The following is a 24,522-nucleotide window of genomic DNA, read 5'->3' as shown; positions in this document are numbered from 1 at the left end:
TTACCCCTCCAACTCTTTCGGTGTGCGGATAATAATTTTATCTCCGTCTATTTCCATCGATGCCTTATCTGTAATGTGGAGAGCCTCCAGGTACTCCTTCGGCACCTGCAGGCGTCCAACGCGGTCGACGACGACATACGCTTCATGATGATCCTGCAGTCCTTGCCCTGCAAACCCTTGCTCCTCCTCCCCGTTCAGATTCGGATTCCGCTTGATGAACTCGGTGCTCGTCAAGCCGTCGCGAATCGCAACGACCCGATCGACCTTGCCCGCCAGCGCCAGATCGTGGGTGACAATGACAACCGTGACCCCCATCTCCCGGTTCATGCGACGGAAAATATCCATGATCATATCGGAAGTCTGCGTGTCTACCGACCCTGTCGGTTCATCCGCCAATAATAATTGGGGACGATTCGCCAGCGAGATCGCGATGGCCACCCGCTGCTGCTCCCCGCCCGACAGCTGGTGGAGCTTGTTGTTCATCCGATGGCCCAGGCCGACCGCCTCCAGCAGCTCCTTCGCATAGGCCCGGTCCATCTTCCCGGCGAGCATCATCGGCACTTCCACATTTTCGAGAGCGGTTAAATAAGGAAGCAGATTTCTGGCATTGTTCTGCCAAATGAATCCGACCGTATCCCGCTTGTATTCGACCAACTGCTCATCGGTTATCTTCAGCAGATCCCATTTGCCGACCCGCACGGTGCCGGCAGAAGGGCGGTCCAAGCCGCCCAACGTATTCAGCAATGTCGATTTGCCGCTGCCGCTGTTCCCGATGATTGCCATCAGCTCTCCTTGCTTGACGGTCAAGTTCAAGCCTTGCAGGGCCACGACTTCGATATCGTCTGTCTTGTATATTTTGACAAGGCCTTCACAATGAATCATCGCTTAACGCTCCTCTCCCATCTTCACGGCTTGATGCACCCGCAGCCTGCGAATCTGCATGAACAGCAGCGTCGCGCCCGTCAGAATCATGACCGCGACAACGGCATAAAGCTGCATCGTATCTTTCGCATCGAAAATGATTCGGAACGGCGGCACCTGCATCTTCGCATTTTCCGCGGATTGCAGGAACGGGAGGAACAGCCGGCTAGCCAGCTTGCCAAGCAAAATACCTATGCCGATCGATAAACCCGCGGTGAAGATTTGTTCCAGCAGCAGCATCCCTGTCAACTGCCGGCGCGACAGACCCATCGCCCGCAAAATCCCGAACTGCACGACACGGCTCGATAAGTTGAAGAACCAGTACAGCAAATATCCGATAAGCGAAATGATAACCGAAATCAGGAAGCCCATGCTCAGAATGCCGAAGATGCCTCCGCGAGTCGGATGCTTGCTCAGTCTCGCCAGTTCGCTCCGCACATCCTTGTAGGTGACGATCTCGATGTTTGCCTTCTGAAGCTCTTCGAGCGCCGGCCCAAGCGGCGCTTTCTCCTTCATCTTCAGCCATACATCGTATTTCATAAGCGGCACCTGATCATAAATGTATTCCAGGTTCGTAATAAAGAACGGCGTCTGATCCGGGTATTGACTCGGCCAATACGGCAGTATCGCCGCGACGACGAACTCCACCATTTGATCCTGAAGGGAGATAGAAATGACATCCCCCGGCTTCAACTCGTATGTCTTCGCGATATTGGTCGGAATAATGACGGCCGCGCCCTCATAATACTTCCCTAATGCATCCAAATATTTGAACGGGTGCTGCGGGAACAAATCGTTCCGGAACCAGGCCACCTTCGCGAACTCGTCATTATCGATGCCGACGACCATCCCCTGGCCGATTGAACGTCCGGAGACAACGACATTGGCCTTCGTCTGCATGACTCTGGCTGCCGCCTCGACGCCCGGGAGCTTGCGGAACACTTCGAACGGCGGTTCGTTCAGAATTTGCTTCCCTTTCGGAGGCTGCTGCCCGCCAGGCCCGCCCGGGCTTCCCGGACCTCCGGCACCGCCTCCTCCATTATTGCCTCCCTTGTTGCCGCCTTGATTGCCCCCCTGATCCTTCCGATCAACGACGAGCGTGCTTTCCCATACCGTCTCGATGACGGCATCGGCGCCATATTGATACAGCGTCCGTTCCGTTGAATTCGTGTCGATCGTCCGTGCCGCCGATGCATTATAGACGCCAAGCCCGAGCGTCAAAATAAGCAATATCATAAGCGGATAATATGATTTCGCGGATCGGGACAGCTGGGTCAGCGTCAAGTACAGCGGAACCGGCAGCAGCTTGCCGCCAATCCATTGGAACAGGCGCAGCAGCAGCGGAAACAGCCGTAAAAAGAACAGGCCGCAAGCGAATATCGCGAGCGCCGGGATAAAGAACAGGAACGGCTGCACTTGCAGCTGATCCGAAGTCATTCCCGTCTTGAACGACAGAAGCTGCTGCTGGTTCAGCATATAATATCCATATCCTGCCGCGGCAAGAAGCAGAACATCAAGGAACCATTTTTGCCAGACCGGGCTCTTGTCTTTGCGTGCGAGCTTCTGCTTCAAATTGACGATCGACTGGCGCGCGAACAGGACGGCCGGGATGACGCTGGCCATGAGCGCAATCAGAACCGCGACCGTACCAAAAATGACCGCGTCGGTCGTGAACCCGACCGGAATCGATTTCCGGTTGACGAATTCAAGGAATCCGTTGGCCGATCCGATCGATTTGGCCATGAACCAGCCGATGAGCGGCGCTACCGCGAGCGCTACTGCCCCAAGAATGAGGCCCTCCAGCAAATAGAGCCATATAATTTGCCTCGTGCTGGCACCGCGGCTTCGCAGAACCGCAATGTCGCTCTGCTGCTTCTCCAATGCCTGATTGGCATTCATCGCTATGTAATAAAACACCATGGCGATCATTGGCGCCGCCAGCGTGAACAGCATCAGCTGCAGCTGGATGCTCTGGCTGCGGAATTGGTCCAGCACCTTCGCGAACGAGATTTCCACTTGCGTCCCGGGCAGCTTCTGATACAGTTCGATGCCGAGACGATTCAGCGTCCGATCCAACGGCGACAAGTGACTGGTCTGCACCTCGCGCAAATCAAAAGCATAATACCAGCTTGACTGCTGAAGAGCGACTTTGTGCTCGCCCATAATCGTCTTGTCAAAGGTCTCCGGCGAGACGATGAGGGAGCTCATCAATCCTTCCAGTCCCTGGAACCAATACGCGCTCGTCTCGTCCTTCGGCTTGAAGGTCCCGACGATTTTGATGCGCAGCGTCGTCGGATTAGGACCACTGATCGGATATTCCAGCTCCGCGCCGACATGAAGGTCGTTCCGGTACATCGCTTCCTCGAGCATCACCGCTTCGATGACGCCTCCGGATTCTCCGTCTCCATACAGCTTGCCGTTCGTCCATTCGACCTTATCATCCAGATCCGACAGGGAGCCTAACGTCATCGAACGGACCCGGCTCGCATCGACCTTCGTCGGATCGACCGGATAGACTTCCGTCGTGCGGAGACTGCGCCAGTTGACGAATTCCTGAACCGGGAAGCCGATCTGATCCTTCACGTCTTCCCGGATATACCGGTCGACTTCCTGCAGCGCGTTCGGATCAAGCTTCGCTCCGCTCGCGCCTTGATACCTCATTAACAGCGAACCCGCCGGCAATCCCCCGCTGTTCTCCTGGAGCGTCTTCGTTACGACACGCTTTAACGCCCCGTCGGAGTACATCGGGATGCTGACCGTAAAAGAGACAGCGACGATAAGCCCTACCAACGAGCTCACCGTCAGCCAGCGGGTATTCCACATTTTACGGAACAAAAAACGCAGTAACGGAATTCCCATCTTATCGGCCCACTACTTTCTGCCCCGGTTCAAGTCCGGCTTTTATTTGTATCTCGGTCGGCGTCTGCATCCCGAGCTCGACATCGACTTCCCGCTTCCCGTTCTCGTCGACAACCTGCACGTAAGTCCGCGAACCGATCGTGCGCAAGGCGGAAGGAGGAATGACGATAGCGTCCTTGATCTTGTTCGTTACGACGGTGACGCTAAGCATGGTGCCTCGGGTGACTCCCTTCGGCAGCTTCTCCACCTCGATCGTCATATACTTGTCGATCCGGTCCTGCTCCGGCTGCTCGCCCTGCCCGCCCCCATTATTATCGTTCGATGGCAGCGGAAGCGCCTTGACCTTGCCCTTAATCACGCCTTCAACCGAGTTGATGCTGACCTCGGCTTCCATCCCCGGCGTGATGCGCTTCAGATCATCCTTCGACGGCTGCGCGGCGACGGTCAGCCGGGTCGTATCCGCGACGATCGCCACCGGATCGTACTTCTTCGACATCGCGCCCTTCTTCGCCGTCACCGACACGATCGTGCCCGTGAACGGAGCGGTAAGCGTCGCCTTGTCGATATCCGTCTGCAGATCCGCCAGCTCCTGCTGCTTCTGTTCGAACAAAATCTGCGCTTCCTCGAATTCGACTGGATCCATCTCGTCTTTTTTGCGCAGCGTTTCCTTCATCTTCACTTCTTCGGCCCGCAGCTGCAGACGCTTCTGGCGAAGATCCTTTTTCAGATCGTCCACGTCAAGCTCCGCGATGACCTGGCCTTTTTTCACCGAGTCGCCGTTCTTGACATAAATATTCTTGATCGGCTTGTTATCTAACGTGAAGAACAAGATGTCCTCTTGATCGGACATTAATTTCCCTGTCATCGAAGCGACCGCTCTCAAATCTTTTCGAACCACTTCATATTCCGGCTTCTTCGATACCGAAGGCGGGGTGATGGTCGGCAACACTTCCTCTTCCTCTTCATCCGGCAGAAGCGAGCAGGCGGACGTGAACAGCAGCATCCCGCACATCAGTGCCAGAGCGGCACGGCGCCATTTGCGCGCGCTTCTAGGTGATGAATCTTCCGTCGACCATTTCATAAACATGATCAGCTACCTCCAAAATTGTGGGATCGTGGGTAGTCATGCAGATGGCGATGTTTTCCGAACGAATGATTTGCCGGAATACGCCCATGACCTGGGCCCCCATTTGTGAATCCAATTCCGCTGTCGGCTCATCGGCCAATAACAGCAGCGGCTTATGAGCAATCGATTTGGCTATCGCAACCCGTTGCTGCTCTCCCCCCGACATTTCGAAGGGACGATGGCTCATGCGCTTGCCCAATCCAACCATCTCAAGGCAATATTGAACCCGCTCCTTCCATAAATGGCGGGGCACGTTAGCCATCCGCAGCGACAATTCAACGTTCTCATAAGCGGACAAAAGCGGCATAAGCGCATAAGCTTGGAAAATGAACCCGATTTCACTGCGCCGCGTCATCGTGCGCTTGTCATCGCTCCATGTCGAGAACGGTTCCCCGCGGAACCGGATCTCTCCCTTCGTGGGCAGATCGAGCCCTCCAAGCATGTTCAGCAGTGTCGTCTTCCCTGACCCGGATCGGCCCTTCAGCATGACCAGTTGACCCGGGTGCACTTCCATCTCGATTCCTTTGAGCACATGCAGCTTCTGGCTGCCGACCTGGAACGTCCGCTCCACCCCGCGAACTTCAAGGAGCGGTTGATCCGGAGAGATCGGATGGGCTCGGGCAGGCCATGCTGCAGCTTGTGTCTTGTCCTGTATGTATTCCGTCTTCTCTTGCGCCACTTCTTCCTGCTCGTTCGCCGCGAGAGCCGGGGATGCCTCGGCACGGTCTGACTTCTTCCGTTTGCGAAGCCATTTCATTGCATTATTCGCCCCTTTCTCGGACATATCGTCAAAAACTCATTCTAAGTATAAACGATAGGAAAGAAAGAAAAGTTACAATCTTTGTAATGCTATTCCGTCATTTCCCTTAAAAATGAAGGTTTCCCGGCTTCCGTTCATTTCCTGTTTATACCTACTACGTTATACTAGATTTTCTGTTAAATGTTTGACATAAAAGAAAAAAACCTAACCATTATGTCGGTTAGGCTCAACTGATGCTCTACTCCGCTATTTGCCCCAGCCTGCCGGGTTGACGCGCCACGATGCCAGTACATCAAGGTCCCCCGCTTGGATGACGCCTCTGTCCAGAGCCGTCTCGATGAGGGCGGTATAGCGGGACAGCGTGTGCAGCGGGATTCCGGCTTCCCGGAACGCCTGCTCCGCTTTTTCCAGCTCATAGCTGAAGATGGCGAATACGGCAAGCGGCTCCGCACCGGCGTCCCGGACGGCCATCGCCGCCTTGAGCGAGCTCCCCCCGGTCGAGATCAGATCCTCGATGACGACGACCTTCTGTCCCGGCCGAATCAAGCCTTCGATCTGGTTCTGCTTCCCGTGCCCCTTCGCCTTGTCGCGGATGTAAGCCATGGGCAGCCCCAGCTTGTCCGCGACCCAGGCCGCGTGCGGTATCCCGGCGGTCGCCGTCCCGGCGATGACTTCCGCATCCGGCGCATATTCCTTGACCAAGGAAGCGAATCCTTCCGCGATGGCCCCCCGAATCTCGGGGTAAGACATCGTCAAGCGATTGTCGCAATAGATAGGAGACTTGATTCCGGACGTCCAGGTGAACGGCTCATGCGGCCGCAGCGCCACCGCTTCTATGGATAACAAATGTCCGGCAATCTCGCGTTCTCTCTTCGTCGTGGTCATCATGACATCAACTCCTCGATAATGGATAGTAAGGCTGCCCTAGGATCCTCCGCTTCCGTAACCGGCCGGCCGACGACGATATAATCAGTTCCATGGCGCATCGCTTCCGCCGGCGTCATGACGCGGGACTGATCCTGAAGCGGAGCGCCCTTCGGCCGGATGCCCGGAGTCACCGTGCGGAACGAATCCCCGCATGCCGCCTTAATGCTCTTCACCTCATGCGGAGAAGCGACGACGCCGTCAAGCCCGGCTTCCTGCGTCAGCTTCGCATAGCGGACGACGGTCTCTTCCACCGTCCCGGGAATTCCAATCTCTTCATTCATGACTTCGTTATTGGTGCTCGTAAGCTGCGTGACGGCGATAATGACGGGACGCGGAAGCGACGGGTCGGCCGCGCGCGCCGCCTCGACCCCTTCGATGGCCGCCTGCATCATCTTCTTGCCCCCGGCCGCATGGACATTGAACATGTCCACGCCCAGCTTCGCGATGCTGTTCGCCCCGCCCTTGACCGTATTCGGAATGTCATGCATTTTCACATCCAAAAACACATTGTACCCGCGCTCCTTGAGCTCGCGAATGAAGGAAGGGCCGCCCGCGTAGAACAACTGCATGCCTACCTTCATATAACAAGGAATGCCCTCCAGCCTTTCTATGAGGCCCCGTGCCTCCGCCGTCCCGGCATAATCCAGCGCGACCATAACCCGGCCCGCCGCCTGTTCAAATGCTGCTGTATGACTCATCTTCTTCCTCCCGCTCTCGTTCATGCTTTCCGTCCCATGCGCATCCCGGCAATCGGGGAGGCCCGCAGGCCTCCCGGATTGCTTGTCGCGCATCTTATCTATCTCGGTTATTTCCGGATGGCCGGCATCGGACGCGAGGAGAAGTTAATCTGCTCCAGCATCTCGAGCAGCGCGCGCACCGTATCCAGCGAAGTCATGCAGACGACGCCGTTCTCCACCGCCTCGCGGCGGATCCGGAAGCCGTCCCGTTCCGGAGTCTTGCCCTTCGTCAGCGTATTGACCACGAAGTGCGCTTCCCCGTTCCGGATAAGGTCAAGAATATTCGGAGTCCCTTCAGTCAGCTTGTTGACGCGCTTGACGTTCAGTCCCGCTTCCTCCAACGCCGTGGCGGTGCCGCCTGTCGCTATCAGCTTATATCCGAGACCGGCGAAGCCCTTCATCAATTGCACCGCTTCTTCCTTGTCTTTATCCGCCACCGTGCAAATAATCGCGCCGGTTGCCGGTATTTTCATGCCTGAGCCGATGAGGCCCTTGTACAGCGCCTTGGCATACTGCTTGTCGCGCCCCATCACTTCCCCGGTCGACTTCATCTCCGGTCCGAGCGTCGGCTCGACCCGGCGCAGCTTGGCGAAGGAGAAGACAGGAACCTTCACCGATACATGGTCGTCTTCCGGCCACAGTCCTTCCTGATATCCGAGGTCGCTCAGCTTCGCGCCAAGAATGAGCTTCGTCGCCACGTTGGCCATCGGTATGTTGGTTACCTTGCTCAGGAACGGCACCGTGCGGGAAGAGCGCGGATTGACCTCGATGACATAGACTTGATTTTGATAGATTACGAACTGGATATTAATAAGTCCAACCGTCTTCAATTCCTTGGCGATGCGAATCGTAATTTCCACCACCTGCTGCTGCAGCTCCCGGGACAGATGCTGCGGCGGGTAGACCGCAATCGAGTCCCCCGAGTGCACCCCGGCCCGCTCGACATGCTCCATAATGCCCGGAATAAGTACCGTCTCGCCGTCGCAAATCGCGTCGACCTCGACTTCCTTGCCCAGCATGTAGCGGTCGATAAGGACCGGGTGCTCCGGATTGATTTTCACGGCATATTCCATATAGTTGAGCAGCTCGGTATCCGAGTAGACGATTTCCATCGCGCGTCCGCCGAGGACATAGGATGGACGGACAAGCACCGGATACCCGATGCGCTGCGCCGTCCCGACCGCTTCGTCGACCGAAGTGACGGTGCTTCCGGTCGGCTGGGCGATGCCGAGACGCGACAAGAGCGCTTCGAATTTTTTGCGGTCTTCCGCTTCATCGATGCTCTCGAGGCTGGAGCCGAGAATCCGCACCCCTGCCTTCGCCAGCGGAGCCGCCAAGTTAATCGCGGTCTGGCCGCCGAACTGGACGATGACCCCGACCGGCTTCTCCTGCTCGATGACATTCATCACGTCTTCGAAGAAGAGCGGTTCGAAGTAGAGGCGATCCGATGTGTTGAAGTCCGTCGAGACCGTCTCCGGATTATTATTGATGATGACCGCTTCGTAGCCTGCGTCCTGGATAGCCCATACCGCATGCACGGTCGAATAGTCGAATTCAATGCCTTGCCCGATCCGAATCGGGCCGGAGCCGAGGACGAGAATCTTTTCCTTCTCCGTAGAGAGGACTTCATTCTCCGTCTCGTAGGTCGAGTAATAGTAAGGAGTGGAGGCTTCGAATTCCGCCGCGCAGGTATCGACCATTTTATAGACCGGCCGGAGACCGAGTTCTTTGCGCAGCGCGGACACCTCCGCTTCCGTCGTATGCCCCGCGCCCGGGTGCGCCGCGTGGCGGAGCTCCGCAATGGCGCGGTCCGTGAAGCCCATGCGCTTCGCTTCATACAGCGTCTGCTCGCTCAGCGCGGATTCTTCCTGGATCCGCGCTTCAAAGGCGATCATGCCTTCGATTTTATCCAGGAACCACCAGTCAATCTTCGTAATATCATGCAGGCGCTGCAGCTCATAGCCGCGGCGGAACGCTTCCGCCAGCAGGAACAGCCGCTCATCGTCCGGCGATTTCAGGCGCGCTTCCAGCTCGTCATTCTCGAGCTGAGCCGCTTCCGGCAAGCAGAGGCGATGGAGGCCGATTTCGAGCGAGCGCACCGCTTTGTGCATCGACTCCTCGAACGTCCGGCCAATCGCCATCACTTCCCCGGTCGCCTTCATCTGGGTGCCGAGCTTCCGGTTCGCTTGCGTGAATTTATCGAACGGCCAGCGCGGGATTTTGGATACGATATAGTCCAGCGTTGGCTCGAAGCATGCATAGGTCTGTCCCGTCACCGGGTTCACAATCTCATCCAGCGTGTAGCCGACCGCGATTTTGGCGGCCATCTTCGCAATCGGGTAGCCCGTCGCCTTGGACGCAAGCGCCGACGAACGGCTTACCCGCGGATTCACTTCAATGACATAGTATTGATAGCTGTGCGGGTCCAGTGCGAACTGCACGTTGCATCCGCCCTCGATGTTGAGCGCGCGGATGATTTTGAGCGAGGCGGAACGGAGCATCTGGTACTCCCGATCCGACAGCGTCTGGCTTGGCGCCACGACGATACTGTCGCCCGTGTGAACGCCCACCGGGTCGAAGTTCTCCATATTGCAGACGACAATGCAGTTGTCATTGGCGTCGCGCATGACCTCGTACTCGATTTCCTTCATCCCGGCGATGCTCTTCTCAATCAGGCATTGGCCGATTGGGCTGTAGCGGATGCCGGAGGCGACGATGTCGCGCAGTTCCTCTTCATTGTCGCAGATGCCTCCGCCTGTGCCGCCGAGCGTGTAGGCAGGTCGTACAATAATCGGATAGCCGATGCTGTTCGCGAACTCGACCGCTTCCTCCACCGACGTCACGATCGTGCTCTCCGGCACGGGCTGCTCCAGTTCGCGCATCAGCTCGCGGAACATATCCCGGTCCTCGGCGCGTTCAATCGCATCGAGCTGCGTGCCGAGCAGCTTCACGTTTTCCTGCTCCAGCACGCCAGCACGAGCCAGCTCGACCGCCATGTTAAGGCCGGTCTGCCCGCCGAGCGTCGGCAGCAAGCCGTCCGGGCGCTCCTGGCGGATGATTTGCGTAACGAAATCAAGCGTAATCGGCTCGATATATACTTTATCCGCCATATTGGTATCGGTCATAATCGTAGCCGGGTTGCTGTTGATGAGCACCACCTCGATGCCCTCTTCCTTCAATGCCTGGCATGCCTGCGTTCCGGCATAGTCGAACTCTGCCGCCTGGCCGATGACGATCGGTCCGGAACCGATGACGAGTATTTTTTTGAGGTCTGTGTTCTTCGGCATATTAACGCGCTCCTTTCAGCTGTCCGGCCAGTTCCGCCTGACGCGGTACCGATGTCCGATTGCTCTGATGCTTGCGAATCATATCGAGGAATTGGTCGAACAGATAGCTGCTGTCATACGGTCCCGGCGAAGCTTCCGGATGATACTGCACCGAGAAGGCAGGCGCCGTCGCATGCTTCAATCCTTCGATCGTCTTGTCGTTATTATTGATATGGGTAACCTGCAGGTCCGTGCCCTTGACGGATTCCTCCAATACGGCATAGCCATGATTTTGCGATGTAATATAGCAGCGGTTCGTCGCCAGCTCTTTGACCGGGTGGTTGCCGCCGCGATGTCCGAACTTCAGCCGGCCGGTATCGGCTCCGCAAGCGAGCGCGAAGATTTGATGGCCGAGGCAGATGCCGAACAGCGGGAACTCGCCGATAAGCTCGCGGACCGTAGCGACCGCATGCGGTACATTCTTCGGATCCCCAGGCCCGTTCGACAATTGGATGCCGTCCGGACGAAGGCGTCGAATCTCATCGGCCGTAGTATCATGAGGCACGACGACGACATCGCAGCCGCGCTTCGTCAGCTCTCTGAGAATTCCGGTCTTCGCGCCGTAGTCAACCAGCACGATGCGCGGGCCATTGCCGGGGCTGGAGTATATATGCTTCGTTGAAGTCATCGCGACCTGGTCCGTGCGCGATTCCGTGCCGGCAAGCCGTTCCATCAGCGCTTCGACCGGCTCGCTTCCCGTCGTCAGGATTCCCTTCATCGTCCCGTAGTGGCGCAGCTTGCGGGTAAGCATCCGCGTATCGATGCCGCTGATGCCGACGACGCCGTATTCCTTCAGCAGGCGGTCGACCGAATATTCCGCGCGCCAGTTGCTCGGCACCAGCTCATGACGACGGACGACGAAGCCGTGCACATGCGGGCGAATCGCTTCGAAGTCGTCCCGGGTAATGCCGTAATTGCCGATAAGCGGATAGGTCATCGTCACGATTTGACCGCAGTAGGACGGGTCGGACAGCACCTCCTGGTATCCTGTCATCCCGGTGCTGAACACGACCTCTCCCGTCGTCTCGCCGTCTGCGCCGAATCCGGCCCCCGTGAACAGCGTGCCATCCTCCAATAATAATCTAGCCTGCATATCTCTCACTCCTCGCTCTCTGTCGGTCCTTGCGGGACGGTCATTCTATTATGTCGGTATCCTGACAGCCAGAATACGATGTCTCTATTTTTGATTATCAAAAGGTAAAGGTCTTTTGAAATGATGTATATAATACAGCTCCAGGCCCCATTATTGTTGGCTCCAGACGATGCGCCCGTCTACCAGCGTCATGACCGGCCATCCCTTCAGCTTCCACCCCGTGAACGGCGTGTTCCGTCCTTTTGACAAAAATTCATCCGGGTTCACCTCATGCTCCGCTTCCAGGTCAATCACCGTAATATCGGCAGGCGCTCCCGGCTCCAGCCGTCCGGCCGAGAGTCCGAATACGCTGGCCGGATCCGTCGTCATCCGCCGGATGAGGAAGGACAGCGTCCATTTCCCGGTAACGACGAAGCGGGTGTAGAGCAGCGGGAACGCCGTCTCCAGTCCGACGATGCCGAACGGCGCCAGCTCCATTCCTTTGGCCTTCTCTTCTTCGCTATGCGGGGCATGGTCCGTGACGAGAATGTCAATCGTTCCGTCCTCAAGCGCTTCGATGCAGGCTGCCACGTCGCGAGGCGAGCGCAGCGGCGGGTTCATCTTCCAGTTCGCGTCCATTCCCGGAATATCTTCGTCCGAGAGCAGCAGATGATGCGGACACACTTCCGCAGTAACCCGGATGCCCAACTGCTTCGCCTGCCGGATAAGGCGAATCGATTGCTCCGTGCTCACATGGCACACATGATAATGGACACCTGTCGCTTCAGCGAGCAGAATATCCCGCCCGACATGAATCGCTTCCGATTCATTGGGAATCCCCTTCAATCCGTGCTTGCGGGCGAATTCTCCTTCGGTGACCGCCCGCCCCTTGACGAGCGAATCATCCTCGCAATGAGCGATAATAGGCATGTCCAGCTCCTTGGCCAAGGTCATGGCGTCCTTCATCATCTGCGCATTCTGGACCCCGACACCGTCATCGGTGAAGCCAATCGCGCCGGCTTCCTTCAAGGCGGCGAAGTCTGTCAGCTCCCGGCCCAGCTCATTGACCGTGATGGAGCCGTACGGAAGCACCTTCACGACGCCCTCCGTCTCCGCTTTGTCATAGATGGAGCGAATCGTCTCGGGAGTCCCCAGGACCGGGCGGGTATTCGGCATGCAGGCAATCGTCGTAAAGCCGCCTTTGGCAGCCGAACGCGTCCCGGTAGCGATCGTTTCCTTATGTTCGAAGCCGGGCTCGCGCAAATGCACATGCATATCGATGAAGCCCGCCGAGACGAATTTCCCCTGCACATCGCGTACTTCCGCCGTTCCGGCCGGTTCCGAGCCGGCCGGAACGATTTTTTGAATTTGTCCATCCTCTATCCATAAGTCCGCAAGCTGAAGTTCGCCTGCTTCATTTAAAATGTTCGCATTCGCAATCACTAACATGAAGACGATCCCCTCTCATCTCTGTACTTGACTCCGACTATCTCAGCAACCTGCCCGCGCCGCGGCAGGGTTACGCCATGGCTCGCTCCATTACCGCCATCCGGACCGGCACTCCATTTGCCATCTGGTCAAAGATGCGCGCCTGTTCGCATTCCACCACCGCGTCGTCGATTTCGACATTGCGGTTCACCGGAGCCGGATGCATAATGATGCTATGCGGCTTCATCCCTGCAACGCGTTCAAGTGTCAATCCATACTGGGCCCGATATTGCTCCGCCGGACCCACCTTATCCCCTTCGTGCCGTTCCAGTTGGAGGCGCAGCATCATGACGACATCGGCTTGCACCGCTTCTTCTATTGGGATATACGGGGCATCCAGGTCGTTCGCCCGCATATGCTCCGGCGCGCAGAAGCTGACGTTCGCTCCGAACTTCCGCAGCGCCCACAGATTCGAGCGCGCCACCCGGCTATGCTGAATATCGCCCACGATAGCGACGTTCAGCCCCGACAGCTCTCCGAAATGCTTCCGCATCGTGTACATATCCAGGAGCGCCTGCGTCGGATGCTCGTTGTTGCCGTCTCCGGCATTGACCAGCGGCATTTTGACCCGCTCCGCAATTTGTTCCAAGAGACCTACCGGCTTCAGGCGGATAACGCCTGCATCCATCCCCATCGATTCGAGCGTCCGCACCGTATCATAGATGGATTCTCCCTTTTCCACACTGGAAGCCTGGGCCGTGAAATTAATGACTTCCGCGCCGAGCCGCTTCTCGGCCACTTCGAACGAACAGCGGGTTCGGGTGCTGCTCTCGAAGAACAGATTCGTGGCGAATTTGTCCTTGAGCACATGGCTTACTTTGTTGGGCTGACGATTCCAGTAATCGGCACGGTCCAAAATGGACTCCATTTCCTGCTTGCTCATCTCCTTCAAACCAAGCAAGCTCCGTTCTTTCAGTGAACGCTCCAGGTGAACTACCGCCATGTTGATTACCCCCTGTGATGTATGATTTTCACTTCATCTGAACCATCGACTTCCTTCAAGGCCACTACAATCTCTTCGGTTCTAGAGGTAGGAACGTTCTTGCCCACATAATCCGGTCGTATCGGCAGCTCGCGGTGGCCGCGGTCTGCCAGGACAGCCAATTGAATCATTTGCGGCCGGCCCTGGTCCATCAAGGCGTCCATCGCTGCCCGAATGGTTCGACCCGTATACAGGACATCATCACACAAAATGATTTTCTTGTCGTGAATCGGGAAGGATGCGCTAAGCTCGCCGTTCTGTTCCGGCTCGCGCTTGGCGTCGTCGCGATAACGCGTAATATCCAGCTCGCCGACCGGGATATCCATATTCTCAATCTGCCGGATACGTTCGGCAATCCGATGCGCCAAGTAAATGCCGCGCGTGCGAATGCCAACCAGCACACAGTTGTCTATCCCCTTGTTCCGTTCCAGAATCTCATGTGTGATGCGGGTCAAGGCTCTTCGTATCGCTATCTCGTCCATAATGATGTTCCAATCCGCCGTACTCATGAATGCATAACTCCCTTCGCTTATACGTTGCATTTGGCATGTTCCACAGAGGCGTTATTATTACCATTCACATCGCGGGGCACAAAAAAACTCCTTGCCCACAGGCAAGGAGTCCATTACTCGATGATAGCGCAGAAGGCCGCGACATCCAGCAAGAGACCATGATGAAGAGTACCTGCTCCCAGGCAGACCATACCCCTCTGTTCTCTCGCGTCACGAATCTTCTCGTTACGAACGTTACCTTGCCAGCCTCTCGGGACTGATTTAAAGGTTCAATATTTGGTTCGCTATGAATTATCCCACTTTGCTCGCGACTTGTCAATACGTTTTCTTGAACCGGCAGAATATCGTCTTCGGTTCCGTCTTACCGGTTGCGCAGCATGTACAGCAGATGCTCCATATCGTCCGGCAGCGGAGCCTCGAACTGCAGCAATTCACCGCTGACAGGATGAACGAAGCCCAAGGTGGCCGCATGCAGGGCCTGGCCGTTCATCGTAATGCCGCGGACGCCGCGCGTATACATCGGATCGCCGACGAGCGGATGCCCGATATATTTCATATGGACGCGAATCTGGTGGGTTCTCCCGGTCTCCAATTGCAGCTCCACCAGCGTAACATCTCCGAATCTCTCGGCTACCTGGAAATGAGTCACGGCCCGCTTGCTGTTGCGATCGGTCACCGCGAACATTTTCCGGTCATGCGGATCCCGGCCGATCGGCGCGTCAATCGTGCCTTGATCATGCGCCAGATTGCCGTGAACGAGCGCCTTATATTTCCGCAGCACCGTGTGCGCCTTCAACTGAGCCGCCAGCTCCGCATGGGCGCGGTCGTTCTTGGCTGCCATCAGCAGCCCGGACGTATCCTTGTCGATGCGATGCACGATGCCGGGACGAAGCTCGCCGTTAATGCCGGACAGATCGGTGCAGTGGTGCATAAGGGCGTTCACCACCGTTCCCGACAGATGACCCGGCGCGGGATGAACCACCATCCCCCGCGGTTTGTTGATCACGATAACATCGGCATCTTCATAATAAATATCGAGCGGAATCGCCTCCGGCACAATTTCCGTCGAAGCCGGATCCGGAATCCGCAGCTCGATCCCGTCGCCGGAGCCGACCTTGTAATTCGGCTTGACGCTCCGCCCGTTCACCAGCAAATGAGCATCCCGAATCCAGAGCTGCACCTGCGAACGGGATACCGGCTCCTCCAACGATTCGGTTATGTATTTATCGATGCGCTCCCCGGCTTCCGCTTCGGCTACCGTCCAATGCAGCGCCTCTTGTTCCAAGCCTTCTTGGTTATCTTCCTCTGACGATGGTGTTCGTAAGTCTGTCATTGCGTCGATCCTTCCTTCGATTGTCCGTCTTCTGGACGGGCTTGCTCGGCTTCATGCCGCTGAATTTCGGCCTCGAGCGCCTTTTCCCGCTTCACGGACAGCATCGCGTCAAGCAGCACCAAGCCGACCCCGATCGTAATGCCCATATCGGCGACATTGAAGATCGGGAACGTATACGATCCGAAATTAAATTGAAGAAAATCGACAACCTCCCCCGTCAGCAGCCGATCAAGGAAATTGCCGAGCGCTCCTCCAAGGATAAGGCTCAGGCCGATGGGCAAAATATGCCCTTGCTGATGCCGGATATTGTACATATACCAAATGATTCCGATAGCGACAACGATCGTGACAATAACAAAAAACCAGCGCTGATCTTCAAGGATGCTGAACGCGGCTCCGGTATTGCGATGCGACGTGATTAAGAAAAAATTGCCGATTACCGGGATTTGTTCATAGAGCGTCAATCGGGTCGCGATAACCCATTTCGTGCCTTGATCGATAAGGAACACGATCACAGCGATAAGGTAGTACCACACAGACAATTGTCACCTCATTTACAGGATGTAAGCTGCACTCAAAAATGGGGCCCGAACGTCACGGACTCCCCGCTCATTGTATCACAGGTTGAAAAATAACGTCCAATACAACCCAATCCGTCACCGTTTTTCCACGTAGTTTTTCCGCCCGATCGCACATGCTATAAAGCAGACGACACCTTAAGGAAGGAGTACGGCTGCCATGAATTCATTAACATCACAGCAATTGGAGTCGCTCAGGCAGAGGCTGCGCGACAAAGAGGCGCAACTCAGCCGCAAGCTGGCTGACAACAATCATTACGGACTATCCGGTTCGCTTCGCGAAAATACCGGAGAATTGTCCAATATAGACAATCACCCGGGGGATGTCGCCACCGAACTGTACGAACGGGGCAAGGACATCGCCTTGAACGAGCATGATGAGTTTCTGCTCAACCGCATTCACGGCGCCCTGGAGCAAATCGAAAAGGGCACTTACGGGATTTGCGCCGTCTGCGGGCGTCCGATTCCTTTCGAGCGGCTGGAAGCCGTGCCTTTTACGATGTACTGCATCGAGCATGAGCCGCAGCGCCAAGTCTCCGATCGCCGGCCGGTGGAGGAGCAATTCCTGATGCCTCCATTCGGGCGCACCAGTCTGGATGAATTGGATACCCAGAACGGCTTCGACGGGGAGGACGCCTGGCAGATAGTCGAATCGTGGGGCACGTCGAATACTCCGGCCATGCAGGAGGACGGCAATATCGACGACTATGACAATATGTACATTGAAGCGTCCGACGATGTGGACGGCTTCGTCGAATCGTTCGAAAGCTTCGTCGCCACGGATATGACCGGCAGCGATGTGTACATCGTTCGCAATCGGCGTTACCGGCACTATATGGACAGCGGGGAAGGAGAGCCGCTGCTCGAGCCGGATGAGACAGGCTATTCGCAAGACGGCTCCGACGATGCCGGCGATGCTTATCATTAAAAGTTCGCTCGGCTCAGTAGATCTTCGTATCCAGCTGGCGCTGCACGATGCGGACAAGATCCGCAATGAAGTCGCCGATAATCGGCAAATTCAAGGCGCCGAGAAGCTGTAAAATATAGGCGATCAGAGCGGTGAACAACGTGACCCCGATAGCGATCCCGACTCCCCGCGCGACGCCGCCCACCAGATTCACCCAGATCAGCCTGCGCGGATTGAAGAGCAATGCCGTATACTCGTCCAGGCGGGATTTCTCCATTTTCTGAGCCAGACTGATTGTATAATCATGAATCGTCTTCATCATTTTTCGTTCTTCCCACTCATTTTGCGGCACATCGGCAGGAAGTTCCGTAAAAATTATTTCCTTCTCGGTTCGAATGTCCTGCTTTTCCTTCTCCTCTTGTTTGCGCATGCCAATTACGCCTCCTCGTACAAGCCGAATGGCAAAAAAGAGCGTGACCTTCCGGTTCCCCGCAAGGTCCACGCTCTTCTTCCATCCCACATTTCGGATTCAAGCGCCTGTCTTATTGTTGCCACGAGTCAGGCTGCTCATTCCCGCATAGATTCGATCCGCCCGAAGGAGATTACGATATCCGCACCCGGATCGTCTTGGAACCGACTTCGATCGCATCCATGCCTTCGACTGCGCCGAAGGTGACGGAGTTGACCAGCACATTATCGCGCAGCGTCGCATCGAACGCCTGAATGGCGGCGGTAAGCTCGGCGTCGGCGTCAATGACGAGATCGACCCGCTTCTCAATCGGAAGATCCAGCTTCTTCCGCGTATCCTGAATGGCGCGGACGACCTCCCGCACCCAGCCTTCCTGCTCCAGCTCCGGCGTAATTTCGGTGTTGAGCGCCACCGTCATCTGGTAGCCCGAAGCCGACGCAAAGCCGGCCTTCGCCTGCTTCTCCACGAGCAGTTCATCCCGCGTCACCGTCAATTCCTCGCCATCCCCTGACGTAAATGCCCACTCTCCCTGCTCGACGATCCGCCGCGTCTCGTCGGCTGTCATCGACTTCAAGGCGTTCTGCATCGGGCCGACGTTTTTGCCGTACTTCTTGCCTGCCACCTTCAGGTTGAGCTTCAAGACGAAATCGACAAATCCGCTGTCGCTCGTCTCCAGACGAATCTGCTTCACATTGATCTCGTCCTGAATGACGGCCTCATAATCCGCCAGATGGAACGGACGGTCAAGGGAGATGATCAGCTCGGAGAGCGGCTGTCTCGTCTTGATTCCGGTCTCGTTCCGAACGTTGCGGGCCAGTTCGACAATCTGGCGGGCCGTCTCCATATCCTGCTCCAGCTCCGAATCAATGAGCGACGCATCTGCCTGCGGATAGTCGTCCAGGTGCACGCTCTCGCGTTCCCCGCCCAGATTGACGTAGATATCGTCGGCAACCATCGGCGCATAAGGCGCCACCAGCTTCGCCAAGGTCAAGAGCACCTTGCGCAGCGTCTGGTAGGCCGACAGCTTGTCGTCGGTCATGCCGCTGCCCCAGAAGCGGTCCCGGGACCGGCGGATGTACCAGTTGCTCAGCTCGTCCACATAAGCTTCAATCGCCTTGGCCGGATTCAGGAAGTCGTTCGCGTCCAGCCCCTTCTTCACCGTCCCGATAAGCGAATGCAGCCGGGACAGAATCCATCGGTCCAGCTTGTTGGCGGATGGACGTTCTTCATAAGCTTGCGCATCGTACTGATCGATATTGGCATAGAGCACATAGAACGCGTGCGTATTGACGAGCGTATCGATCACCTTGGACTTCGCTTCCGCGACAATCTGCTTCGAGAAGCGCTTCGAGTTCCATGGCGCGCTGTCCGACAGGAGCGCCCAACGGAAGGCATCCGTGCCGTACTCATTAATAATTTCCCACGGATCGATGACATTGCCCTTCGATTTGGACATTTTCTGGCCGTTCTCATCCAAAATATGCCCTGTCGCAATGACGGCCTTGTATGGCGCCTGACCCGTGAACAGCGTCGATACGGCGAGCAAGCTGAAGAACCAGCCGCGCGTCTGGTCGATCCCTTCGCTGATCATATCGGCAGGAAACTGCTCCCGGAACGCCTGTTCATTGCCGAACGGATAATGGAATTGAGCAAACGGCATAGAGCCGCTGTCGAACCATACGTCGATGACTTCCGGCGTACGCTCCATCACGCCATGTTCGCAGTGCGGGCAGCGCAGCTTCACTTCGTCGACATACGGCTTGTGAAGCTCGATATCTTCGGATACAGGCCCTGCCGCGCGGTCGATCATATCTTGGCGGCTGCCAGGCGCATATTCTTCCTTGCAGGAGGAGCATACCCATACATTGAGCGGCGTACCCCAATAGCGGTTCCGGCTGATGTTCCAATCGACGAGATCTTCAAGAAAATTGCCGAAGCGGCCTTCCCGAATATGGGATGGATACCAGTCTACCTTGCTGTTATTTTCAATTAATTGATCTTTAACCGCTGTCGTCTTAATGAACCAGGATTCCGTTGCATAATAGAGCAGCGGCGATTTGCAGCGCCAGCAGAACGGATAGCTGTGCTCGTATTTTTCTTTGCTGTAGAGCGTCTTCCGCTCCGACAGCGCCTTGACGATGTCAATATCGCAATCTTTGACGAAGCGGCCCGCGAAGTCGGTCACTTCCGGCGTATAGCGCCCGCGGGTATCCACGACGCTGACGAAGCTGATGCCGTTGTCGCGGCAGCTCTTGTAGTCATCTTCCCCGTGCGCCGGCGCCATATGGACGATCCCGGTTCCGCTCGCATCCGTGACGAACCCGGCCGCGACGATAAGATGGCCCTTCTCGGGCTTGACGTAGGTGAACGGCGGATCATAGGTCTTGCCGATAAATTCGGCCCCTTTATGCTCCGACAGAATCGTGTACTCGCCCTGCATGACGTCGTCCACGCGATTTTTGGCCACGATATAGACGCCGTCCTCCTGCTGCACCCGCACATAATCCATGTCCGGGTTCATCGCCAGCGCCGTATGGGCCGGCAGCGTCCATGGCGTCGTCGTCCAGGCCAGCACGTACTCCCCGCTGTCCTTCAGCTTGAACTTGACGGTGGCCGACAGATCCTTGACCGTCTCATATCCTTGCGCCACCTCATGCGAGCTGAGGGTCGTCTGGCAGCACGGGCAGTACGGGCTGACGCGATGGCCGCGATAGAGCAGGCCTTTGTTGTGAATCGTGGACAAAATATGCCACACGCTTTCGATATAGCGATTGTCGAGCGTAATATACGGATCGTCCATATTGGTCCAGTAGCCGATCGCTTCCGTCAGCTCCCGCCATTGCTTTTCATACTCGAAGACGCTGGCCTTGCATTTCTTGACGAATTTTTCGACACCATAGTTCTCGATCTCCTGCTTGCCGGAAATGCCCAGTTGCTTCTCCACGCCCAGCTCGACAGGCAGTCCGTGCGTATCCCAGCCGGCCTTGCGCAGGACGCGGTAACCGGACATCGTCTTGTACCGGCCGACGAAGTCCTTGATAACCCGGCCCAGCATATGCCCGATATGCGGGGCACCATTCGCCGTCGGCGGTCCTTCATAGAACACATAGTTCGGCTTGCCTTCGCGCTGTTCGATCGACTTCTGGAACGTATTCTGTTCATTCCATCTCTGCAGCACCCGCAGCTCCCGCTCGCGGGCGCGCTCTTTTACATCCACTTTTTTCACGGTTCCTCTTCCTTTCTCATACAAATGCATCTCGGATTGAACATAAAAAAACCTCATCCCAAAAGGGACGAGGTCTCTCGCGTTACCACCCTTGTTCCATTACCGCCCCTGAATGCGGGCGCAATGGCGCTCTGTGCGCGCAGCAGGCTGCTGGCGCTCCCGGATAACGGCCGGCTGCCGGACAAGCTTACCTCCGCCGCGATGCCGCGCACCGCCGGGTTCTCGGCTTGCCTTCTCCGGGATGATGTCCGGTCACGTCGTGTTCATCGGTTCCCACCCATCCCGATTCTCTGGTCGAACAACAGTCGTGACGGCGCGTTCCCGTCATTGAATATGCGATATACGATGCGGCCGGAAGTCAACCTGTCCGTATCGGGCATAAAACGTATGGAATAATACATAGTTATATCGCGTTTTGCGCAAAATGTCAAACGATTCCGGCGGACGCTCAATAGAGCTCCTTCACTTCGGTCCGTTCGGCGTCCTCCAGTCCGTCCCAGCCGTCCTGACTCAGCAGTTCGAGCTGCGCCTCGACCAGCGTGCGGAAGCGCGTGCGGTAGATGGACGCCTGCTTCTTTAGCTCCTCAATCTCGATCGCGACCTTCCGCGATTTGGCCAGCGAATCGTTGATAATCCGATCGGCATTCTTTTCCGCTTCCTTCAGGATGAGCTGAGCTTCCTTCTTCGCGTTGTTCTTCACTTCATCGGCCGCTTCCTGAGCGACAATGATCGTCTTGCTGAGCGTCTCCTCCAGGTTGGCGAAGTGATCCAGCTTCTCCTGCAGATTGAGCGCATGGTTCTGCAGTTCCTTGTTCTCCCGGATAAGCGCTTCGAAATCTTTAATAATCTGATCTAAAAATTCATTTACCTCATCTTCATCATAACCGCGCAGCTTGCGGCTAAATTCCTTGTTATGTATATCGAGCGGTGTCAATGGCATGCTGTGCACCTCCTAATAATTACAAGCCTTGCAGCGATTAATATGCAATTCGACATCCCTTGCCAAAATTCCTGCAAAAGCGTGCCGCAAGATCATCAGGTGAACGTCCCGACCGTAACCCAATAGCGGCCCTTCTTCGTCAACCCTTCCACATCGATCACCTTGAACCGGCCAAAGCCCTGCAAGGAGACGACGTCGCCCGCTTGAAGCGGAGCGGAAGGGTTCTCTTCCACCTTCCAATTCACCTTGCAGCGGCCCGCCTTGATGGGCGCCACGATCTTCGTGCGGCTCAAGCGGAACACGTCGCTAGCAATTCCGTCCAGGCGCAAAGAAGCGACGCTCAGCTTCGCCGTCTTCATCTCCGCGTGCGCCGCTTGCAATTCAGACAGAGGAAGGATATCCGTCAAGACGCTCACCCGGTGAACCTGGCGCAGATGCGTATTGATGAACGGCGCCATCTCCTCCGTTACCAGCACATGGCAGCGATCGGGGGAGACATGAATATCCCCGATCTTCTCCCGCTTGATCCCCAATCCAAGGAGCGCGCCAAGAAAATCACCATGCTCCAGCTCGTCCCACTTCCGGTCGGGTGAGGTGATCTGGAGTACGGAGATTCCCATATCTTCCCCTTCGGCATACACATAGTCGGGCGCGATCAAGGCCCGCTTGCGCTCTGCCTCCTCGGAGCCGCCGTCCAGCCGAAGCTGAACATCCCGGCTCCGGTTGACCAGCGTCGCCGTAATATAAGCCTGTCTCGGATCCAGAAAGTCCGTACGCTTCATCTCATGTCCTTCGGACGCGCGCCGTACCCACTCCCACGCGCGATCGACGAACTCCCGCTCGTCGGGATGGAAGTGGACATACAGCTTCTCGTTACCCTTCATTCCTCATTCCGCCTTCTGCCATTCTCCTGTGCCGAGTGTGCCGAGCGCATCATTGTGTCTAGAACAGGTACTGCACGACAGCGACCAGTCCCATATACACGAAGCGGAGCGCGAACAGGGCGATGATCGGGGAAATATCGAGCATGCCGCCAATCGGCGGAATAATGCGCCGGAACAGGCTCAAATACGGTTCGACGATCTTGCCCAAAATCTCGCCGACAAAGCTCTCGCGGACATTCGGGAGCCAGGACATCAACACATAAATAATGATGAGCCACGTATAGATTTCATATAGATAGCCCAAATATTGAATAATCGTATATTCCAGCAACAGCAGGTCACCTCGTTTGTGTGTATTCGAAATCCTCCGCAAACATCTCCGTTATCGAACCTTGGATCTCGATATTGTCCGGAGTGCAGATAAAAATATTGCTTCCAAGCTTGGAAATGTTGCCGCTCAGCGCATACACCGTTCCGCTCAGGAAATCAATGATGCGCAGCGCCTGATCATTGCGGACGCGCTGCAGATTAATGATGACAGACCGCCGGGAACGCAAATGATCGGCGATCTCCTGCGCTTCATCATAGGATCGCGGCTCGTACAGGACGACCTTGGAAGCCTTCTGCGAATGGATGCTCACGATGTTGGACCCTCTTGCGCCCTTGCGCTGATCGAAGGCAGGCGCTTCCAGCTCCTGGTCATCCGTATGGGTGATCTGCTCTCGTTCGATGACTTCTTCCTCTTCCTGCAATCCGAGAAAACTCATGAAACGGTTCATTACGCCCATCATTCATCCCTCTCTTTCCCTACCAGAATGGAGCCAAGCCGAATCCACGTCGCTCCTTCCTCAATGGCGATCTCGAAGTCGTTCGACATGCCCATCGAGAGATGGGCAAGCGGTTCAGCCTTCGTCCCGTTCAAATCATCCCGCAATTGGCGCAGACCGCGAAATACCGGTCTCGTCTCCTCCGGCTCCGCTTCATACGGGGCCATCGTCATCAGCCCGATCGGCTGAATGTGCGGGTATGCCTTCAACTCTTCGAGGAAAGGCGCGACGTCCTGCGGCGGCAACCCTTGCTTCGAAGCTTCTCCTGATATATTAACCTGAATGAAGCAGCGGACGAATTGATCCAATTCGGCAGCACGCTTCTCTATCGCCTTCGCCAGAGAGAGGCGGTCCAGCGAATGGATGTATGCGAACTTGCCGACAACGTCCTTCGCCTTGTTCGACTGCAGCGTTCCGATAAAATGCCAGGTCGCCTGATTGCCGTACCGCATCCACTTCGCTTCCGCATCCTGCCACCGGTTCTCCCCGACGTCCTTCAGACCCGCCGCAATCGCCTCTCCTGTCCGATCCAGCGATACATACTTGGTCACCGCGATCGTCCGGACGTCCTCCCGGTTGCGCCCCGATCGGGCGCATGCTTCCTGTATCCGTCGTTCCACAGCTTCGATTCTCTGCTGCAGCGTCATG

Annotated in this window: 22 protein-coding genes; 2 read left to right on the top strand and 20 right to left on the bottom strand. The window is 56.4% G+C overall.

Annotation, left to right across the window (positions count from 1 at the left end):
• From ABD76_RS15995 to lspA, 13 genes are all read right to left on the bottom strand, one after another.
• Positions 1 to 882, bottom strand: coding sequence for an ABC transporter ATP-binding protein (locus ABD76_RS15995; protein ID WP_197258239.1), 882 nt, complete (start codon positions 880 to 882; stop codon positions 1 to 3).
• A gap of 3 nt (positions 883 to 885) precedes the next feature.
• The gene (locus ABD76_RS15990; RefSeq protein WP_197258238.1) at positions 886 to 3,780 is read right to left on the bottom strand and encodes an ABC transporter permease; all 2,895 of its coding nucleotides are present in this window, start codon (positions 3,778 to 3,780) and stop codon (positions 886 to 888) included.
• A gap of 1 nt (position 3,781) precedes the next feature.
• A complete protein-coding gene (locus ABD76_RS15985) occupies positions 3,782 to 4,867 on the bottom strand; it encodes an efflux RND transporter periplasmic adaptor subunit (RefSeq protein ID WP_197258237.1) in 1,086 nt (361 codons plus the stop codon).
• The gene (locus ABD76_RS15980; protein WP_242069597.1) at positions 4,830 to 5,663 is read right to left on the bottom strand and encodes an ABC transporter ATP-binding protein; all 834 of its coding nucleotides are present in this window, start codon (positions 5,661 to 5,663) and stop codon (positions 4,830 to 4,832) included. The genes ABD76_RS15985 and ABD76_RS15980 overlap by 38 nt, the downstream gene beginning before the upstream one ends.
• A 249-nt stretch (positions 5,664 to 5,912) precedes the next feature.
• The gene (gene pyrE, locus ABD76_RS15975; RefSeq protein WP_197258313.1) at positions 5,913 to 6,551 is read right to left on the bottom strand and encodes an orotate phosphoribosyltransferase; all 639 of its coding nucleotides are present in this window, start codon (positions 6,549 to 6,551) and stop codon (positions 5,913 to 5,915) included.
• On the bottom strand, positions 6,551 to 7,291 hold the full coding sequence (gene pyrF, locus ABD76_RS15970; RefSeq protein ID WP_197258235.1) for an orotidine-5'-phosphate decarboxylase: 741 nt from the start codon (positions 7,289 to 7,291) through the stop codon (positions 6,551 to 6,553). The genes pyrE and pyrF overlap by 1 nt, the downstream gene beginning before the upstream one ends.
• 107 nt (positions 7,292 to 7,398) lie before the next feature.
• Positions 7,399 to 10,617 (bottom strand): carbamoyl-phosphate synthase large subunit, encoded by a 3,219-nt coding sequence (gene carB / locus ABD76_RS15965; protein WP_197258234.1) that lies wholly within the window; start codon positions 10,615 to 10,617, stop codon positions 7,399 to 7,401.
• Between the two features lies 1 nt (position 10,618).
• Positions 10,619 to 11,749 (bottom strand): carbamoyl phosphate synthase small subunit, encoded by a 1,131-nt coding sequence (locus ABD76_RS15960; protein ID WP_197258233.1) that lies wholly within the window; start codon positions 11,747 to 11,749, stop codon positions 10,619 to 10,621.
• Positions 11,750 to 11,899: 150 nt separating this feature from the next.
• Positions 11,900 to 13,177, bottom strand: coding sequence for a dihydroorotase (locus ABD76_RS15955; protein WP_197258232.1), 1,278 nt, complete (start codon positions 13,175 to 13,177; stop codon positions 11,900 to 11,902).
• Positions 13,178 to 13,247: 70 nt separating this feature from the next.
• Positions 13,248 to 14,159 carry an aspartate carbamoyltransferase catalytic subunit gene (locus tag ABD76_RS15950; RefSeq protein WP_197258231.1) on the bottom strand — a complete coding sequence of 304 codons (912 nt, stop codon included), beginning with the start codon at positions 14,157 to 14,159 and terminating at the stop codon, positions 13,248 to 13,250.
• Between the two features lie 5 nt (positions 14,160 to 14,164).
• Positions 14,165 to 14,707, bottom strand: a complete 543-nt coding sequence (gene pyrR, locus ABD76_RS15945; RefSeq protein WP_006675656.1) for a bifunctional pyr operon transcriptional regulator/uracil phosphoribosyltransferase PyrR — start codon at positions 14,705 to 14,707, stop codon at positions 14,165 to 14,167.
• A gap of 364 nt (positions 14,708 to 15,071) precedes the next feature.
• Entirely contained in the window at positions 15,072 to 16,043 is a 972-nt protein-coding gene (locus ABD76_RS15940; RefSeq protein ID WP_197258230.1) for an RluA family pseudouridine synthase, read from the bottom strand.
• Entirely contained in the window at positions 16,040 to 16,579 is a 540-nt protein-coding gene (gene lspA / locus ABD76_RS15935) for a signal peptidase II (RefSeq protein WP_197258312.1), read from the bottom strand. The genes ABD76_RS15940 and lspA overlap by 4 nt, the downstream gene beginning before the upstream one ends.
• 202 nt (positions 16,580 to 16,781) lie before the next feature.
• Between lspA and ABD76_RS15930 the strand changes: the two genes are divergently transcribed.
• A complete protein-coding gene (locus tag ABD76_RS15930; RefSeq protein WP_197258229.1) occupies positions 16,782 to 17,549 on the top strand; it encodes a TraR/DksA C4-type zinc finger protein in 768 nt (255 codons plus the stop codon).
• 13 nt (positions 17,550 to 17,562) lie between these two features.
• Here ABD76_RS15930 and ABD76_RS15925 read toward each other — a convergent pair whose 3' ends face one another.
• Both ABD76_RS15925 and ileS read right to left on the bottom strand, forming a co-directional pair.
• The gene (locus tag ABD76_RS15925; protein ID WP_197258228.1) at positions 17,563 to 17,958 is read right to left on the bottom strand and encodes a DUF5665 domain-containing protein; all 396 of its coding nucleotides are present in this window, start codon (positions 17,956 to 17,958) and stop codon (positions 17,563 to 17,565) included.
• A gap of 172 nt (positions 17,959 to 18,130) precedes the next feature.
• Complete coding sequence (ileS, locus tag ABD76_RS15920) at positions 18,131 to 21,223, bottom strand: isoleucine--tRNA ligase (RefSeq protein WP_197258227.1); 3,093 nt, start codon at positions 21,221 to 21,223, stop codon at positions 18,131 to 18,133.
• Positions 21,224 to 21,346: 123 nt separating this feature from the next.
• Here ileS and ABD76_RS15915 point away from each other — a divergent pair, with 123 nt between their 5' ends.
• Complete coding sequence (locus ABD76_RS15915) at positions 21,347 to 21,619, top strand: hypothetical protein (protein ID WP_197258226.1); 273 nt, start codon at positions 21,347 to 21,349, stop codon at positions 21,617 to 21,619.
• A gap of 52 nt (positions 21,620 to 21,671) precedes the next feature.
• On the opposite strand, the gene ABD76_RS15910 is transcribed toward ABD76_RS15915, so the two are convergent.
• From ABD76_RS15910 to ABD76_RS15890, 5 genes are all read right to left on the bottom strand, one after another.
• Complete coding sequence (locus ABD76_RS15910) at positions 21,672 to 22,163, bottom strand: DivIVA domain-containing protein (RefSeq protein WP_197258225.1); 492 nt, start codon at positions 22,161 to 22,163, stop codon at positions 21,672 to 21,674.
• A gap of 95 nt (positions 22,164 to 22,258) precedes the next feature.
• Positions 22,259 to 23,047 (bottom strand): YlmH family RNA-binding protein, encoded by a 789-nt coding sequence (locus tag ABD76_RS15905; RefSeq protein ID WP_197258224.1) that lies wholly within the window; start codon positions 23,045 to 23,047, stop codon positions 22,259 to 22,261.
• 58 nt (positions 23,048 to 23,105) lie between these two features.
• Entirely contained in the window at positions 23,106 to 23,378 is a 273-nt protein-coding gene (locus tag ABD76_RS15900; protein WP_168178934.1) for a YggT family protein, read from the bottom strand.
• Positions 23,379 to 23,385: 7 nt separating this feature from the next.
• On the bottom strand, positions 23,386 to 23,835 hold the full coding sequence (locus ABD76_RS15895; RefSeq protein WP_197258311.1) for a cell division protein SepF: 450 nt from the start codon (positions 23,833 to 23,835) through the stop codon (positions 23,386 to 23,388).
• On the bottom strand, positions 23,835 to 24,521 hold the full coding sequence (locus ABD76_RS15890; RefSeq protein WP_197258223.1) for a YggS family pyridoxal phosphate-dependent enzyme: 687 nt from the start codon (positions 24,519 to 24,521) through the stop codon (positions 23,835 to 23,837). The genes ABD76_RS15895 and ABD76_RS15890 overlap by 1 nt, the downstream gene beginning before the upstream one ends.
• Position 24,522: the final 1 nt, after the last annotated feature.

Origin of the sequence: Paenibacillus dendritiformis (assembly GCF_015845845.1) — a bacterium.
Taxonomy (GTDB): Bacteria; Bacillota; Bacilli; order Paenibacillales; family Paenibacillaceae; genus Paenibacillus_B; species Paenibacillus_B dendritiformis_C.
This window is presented reverse-complemented; position numbering and strand designations above follow the sequence as displayed.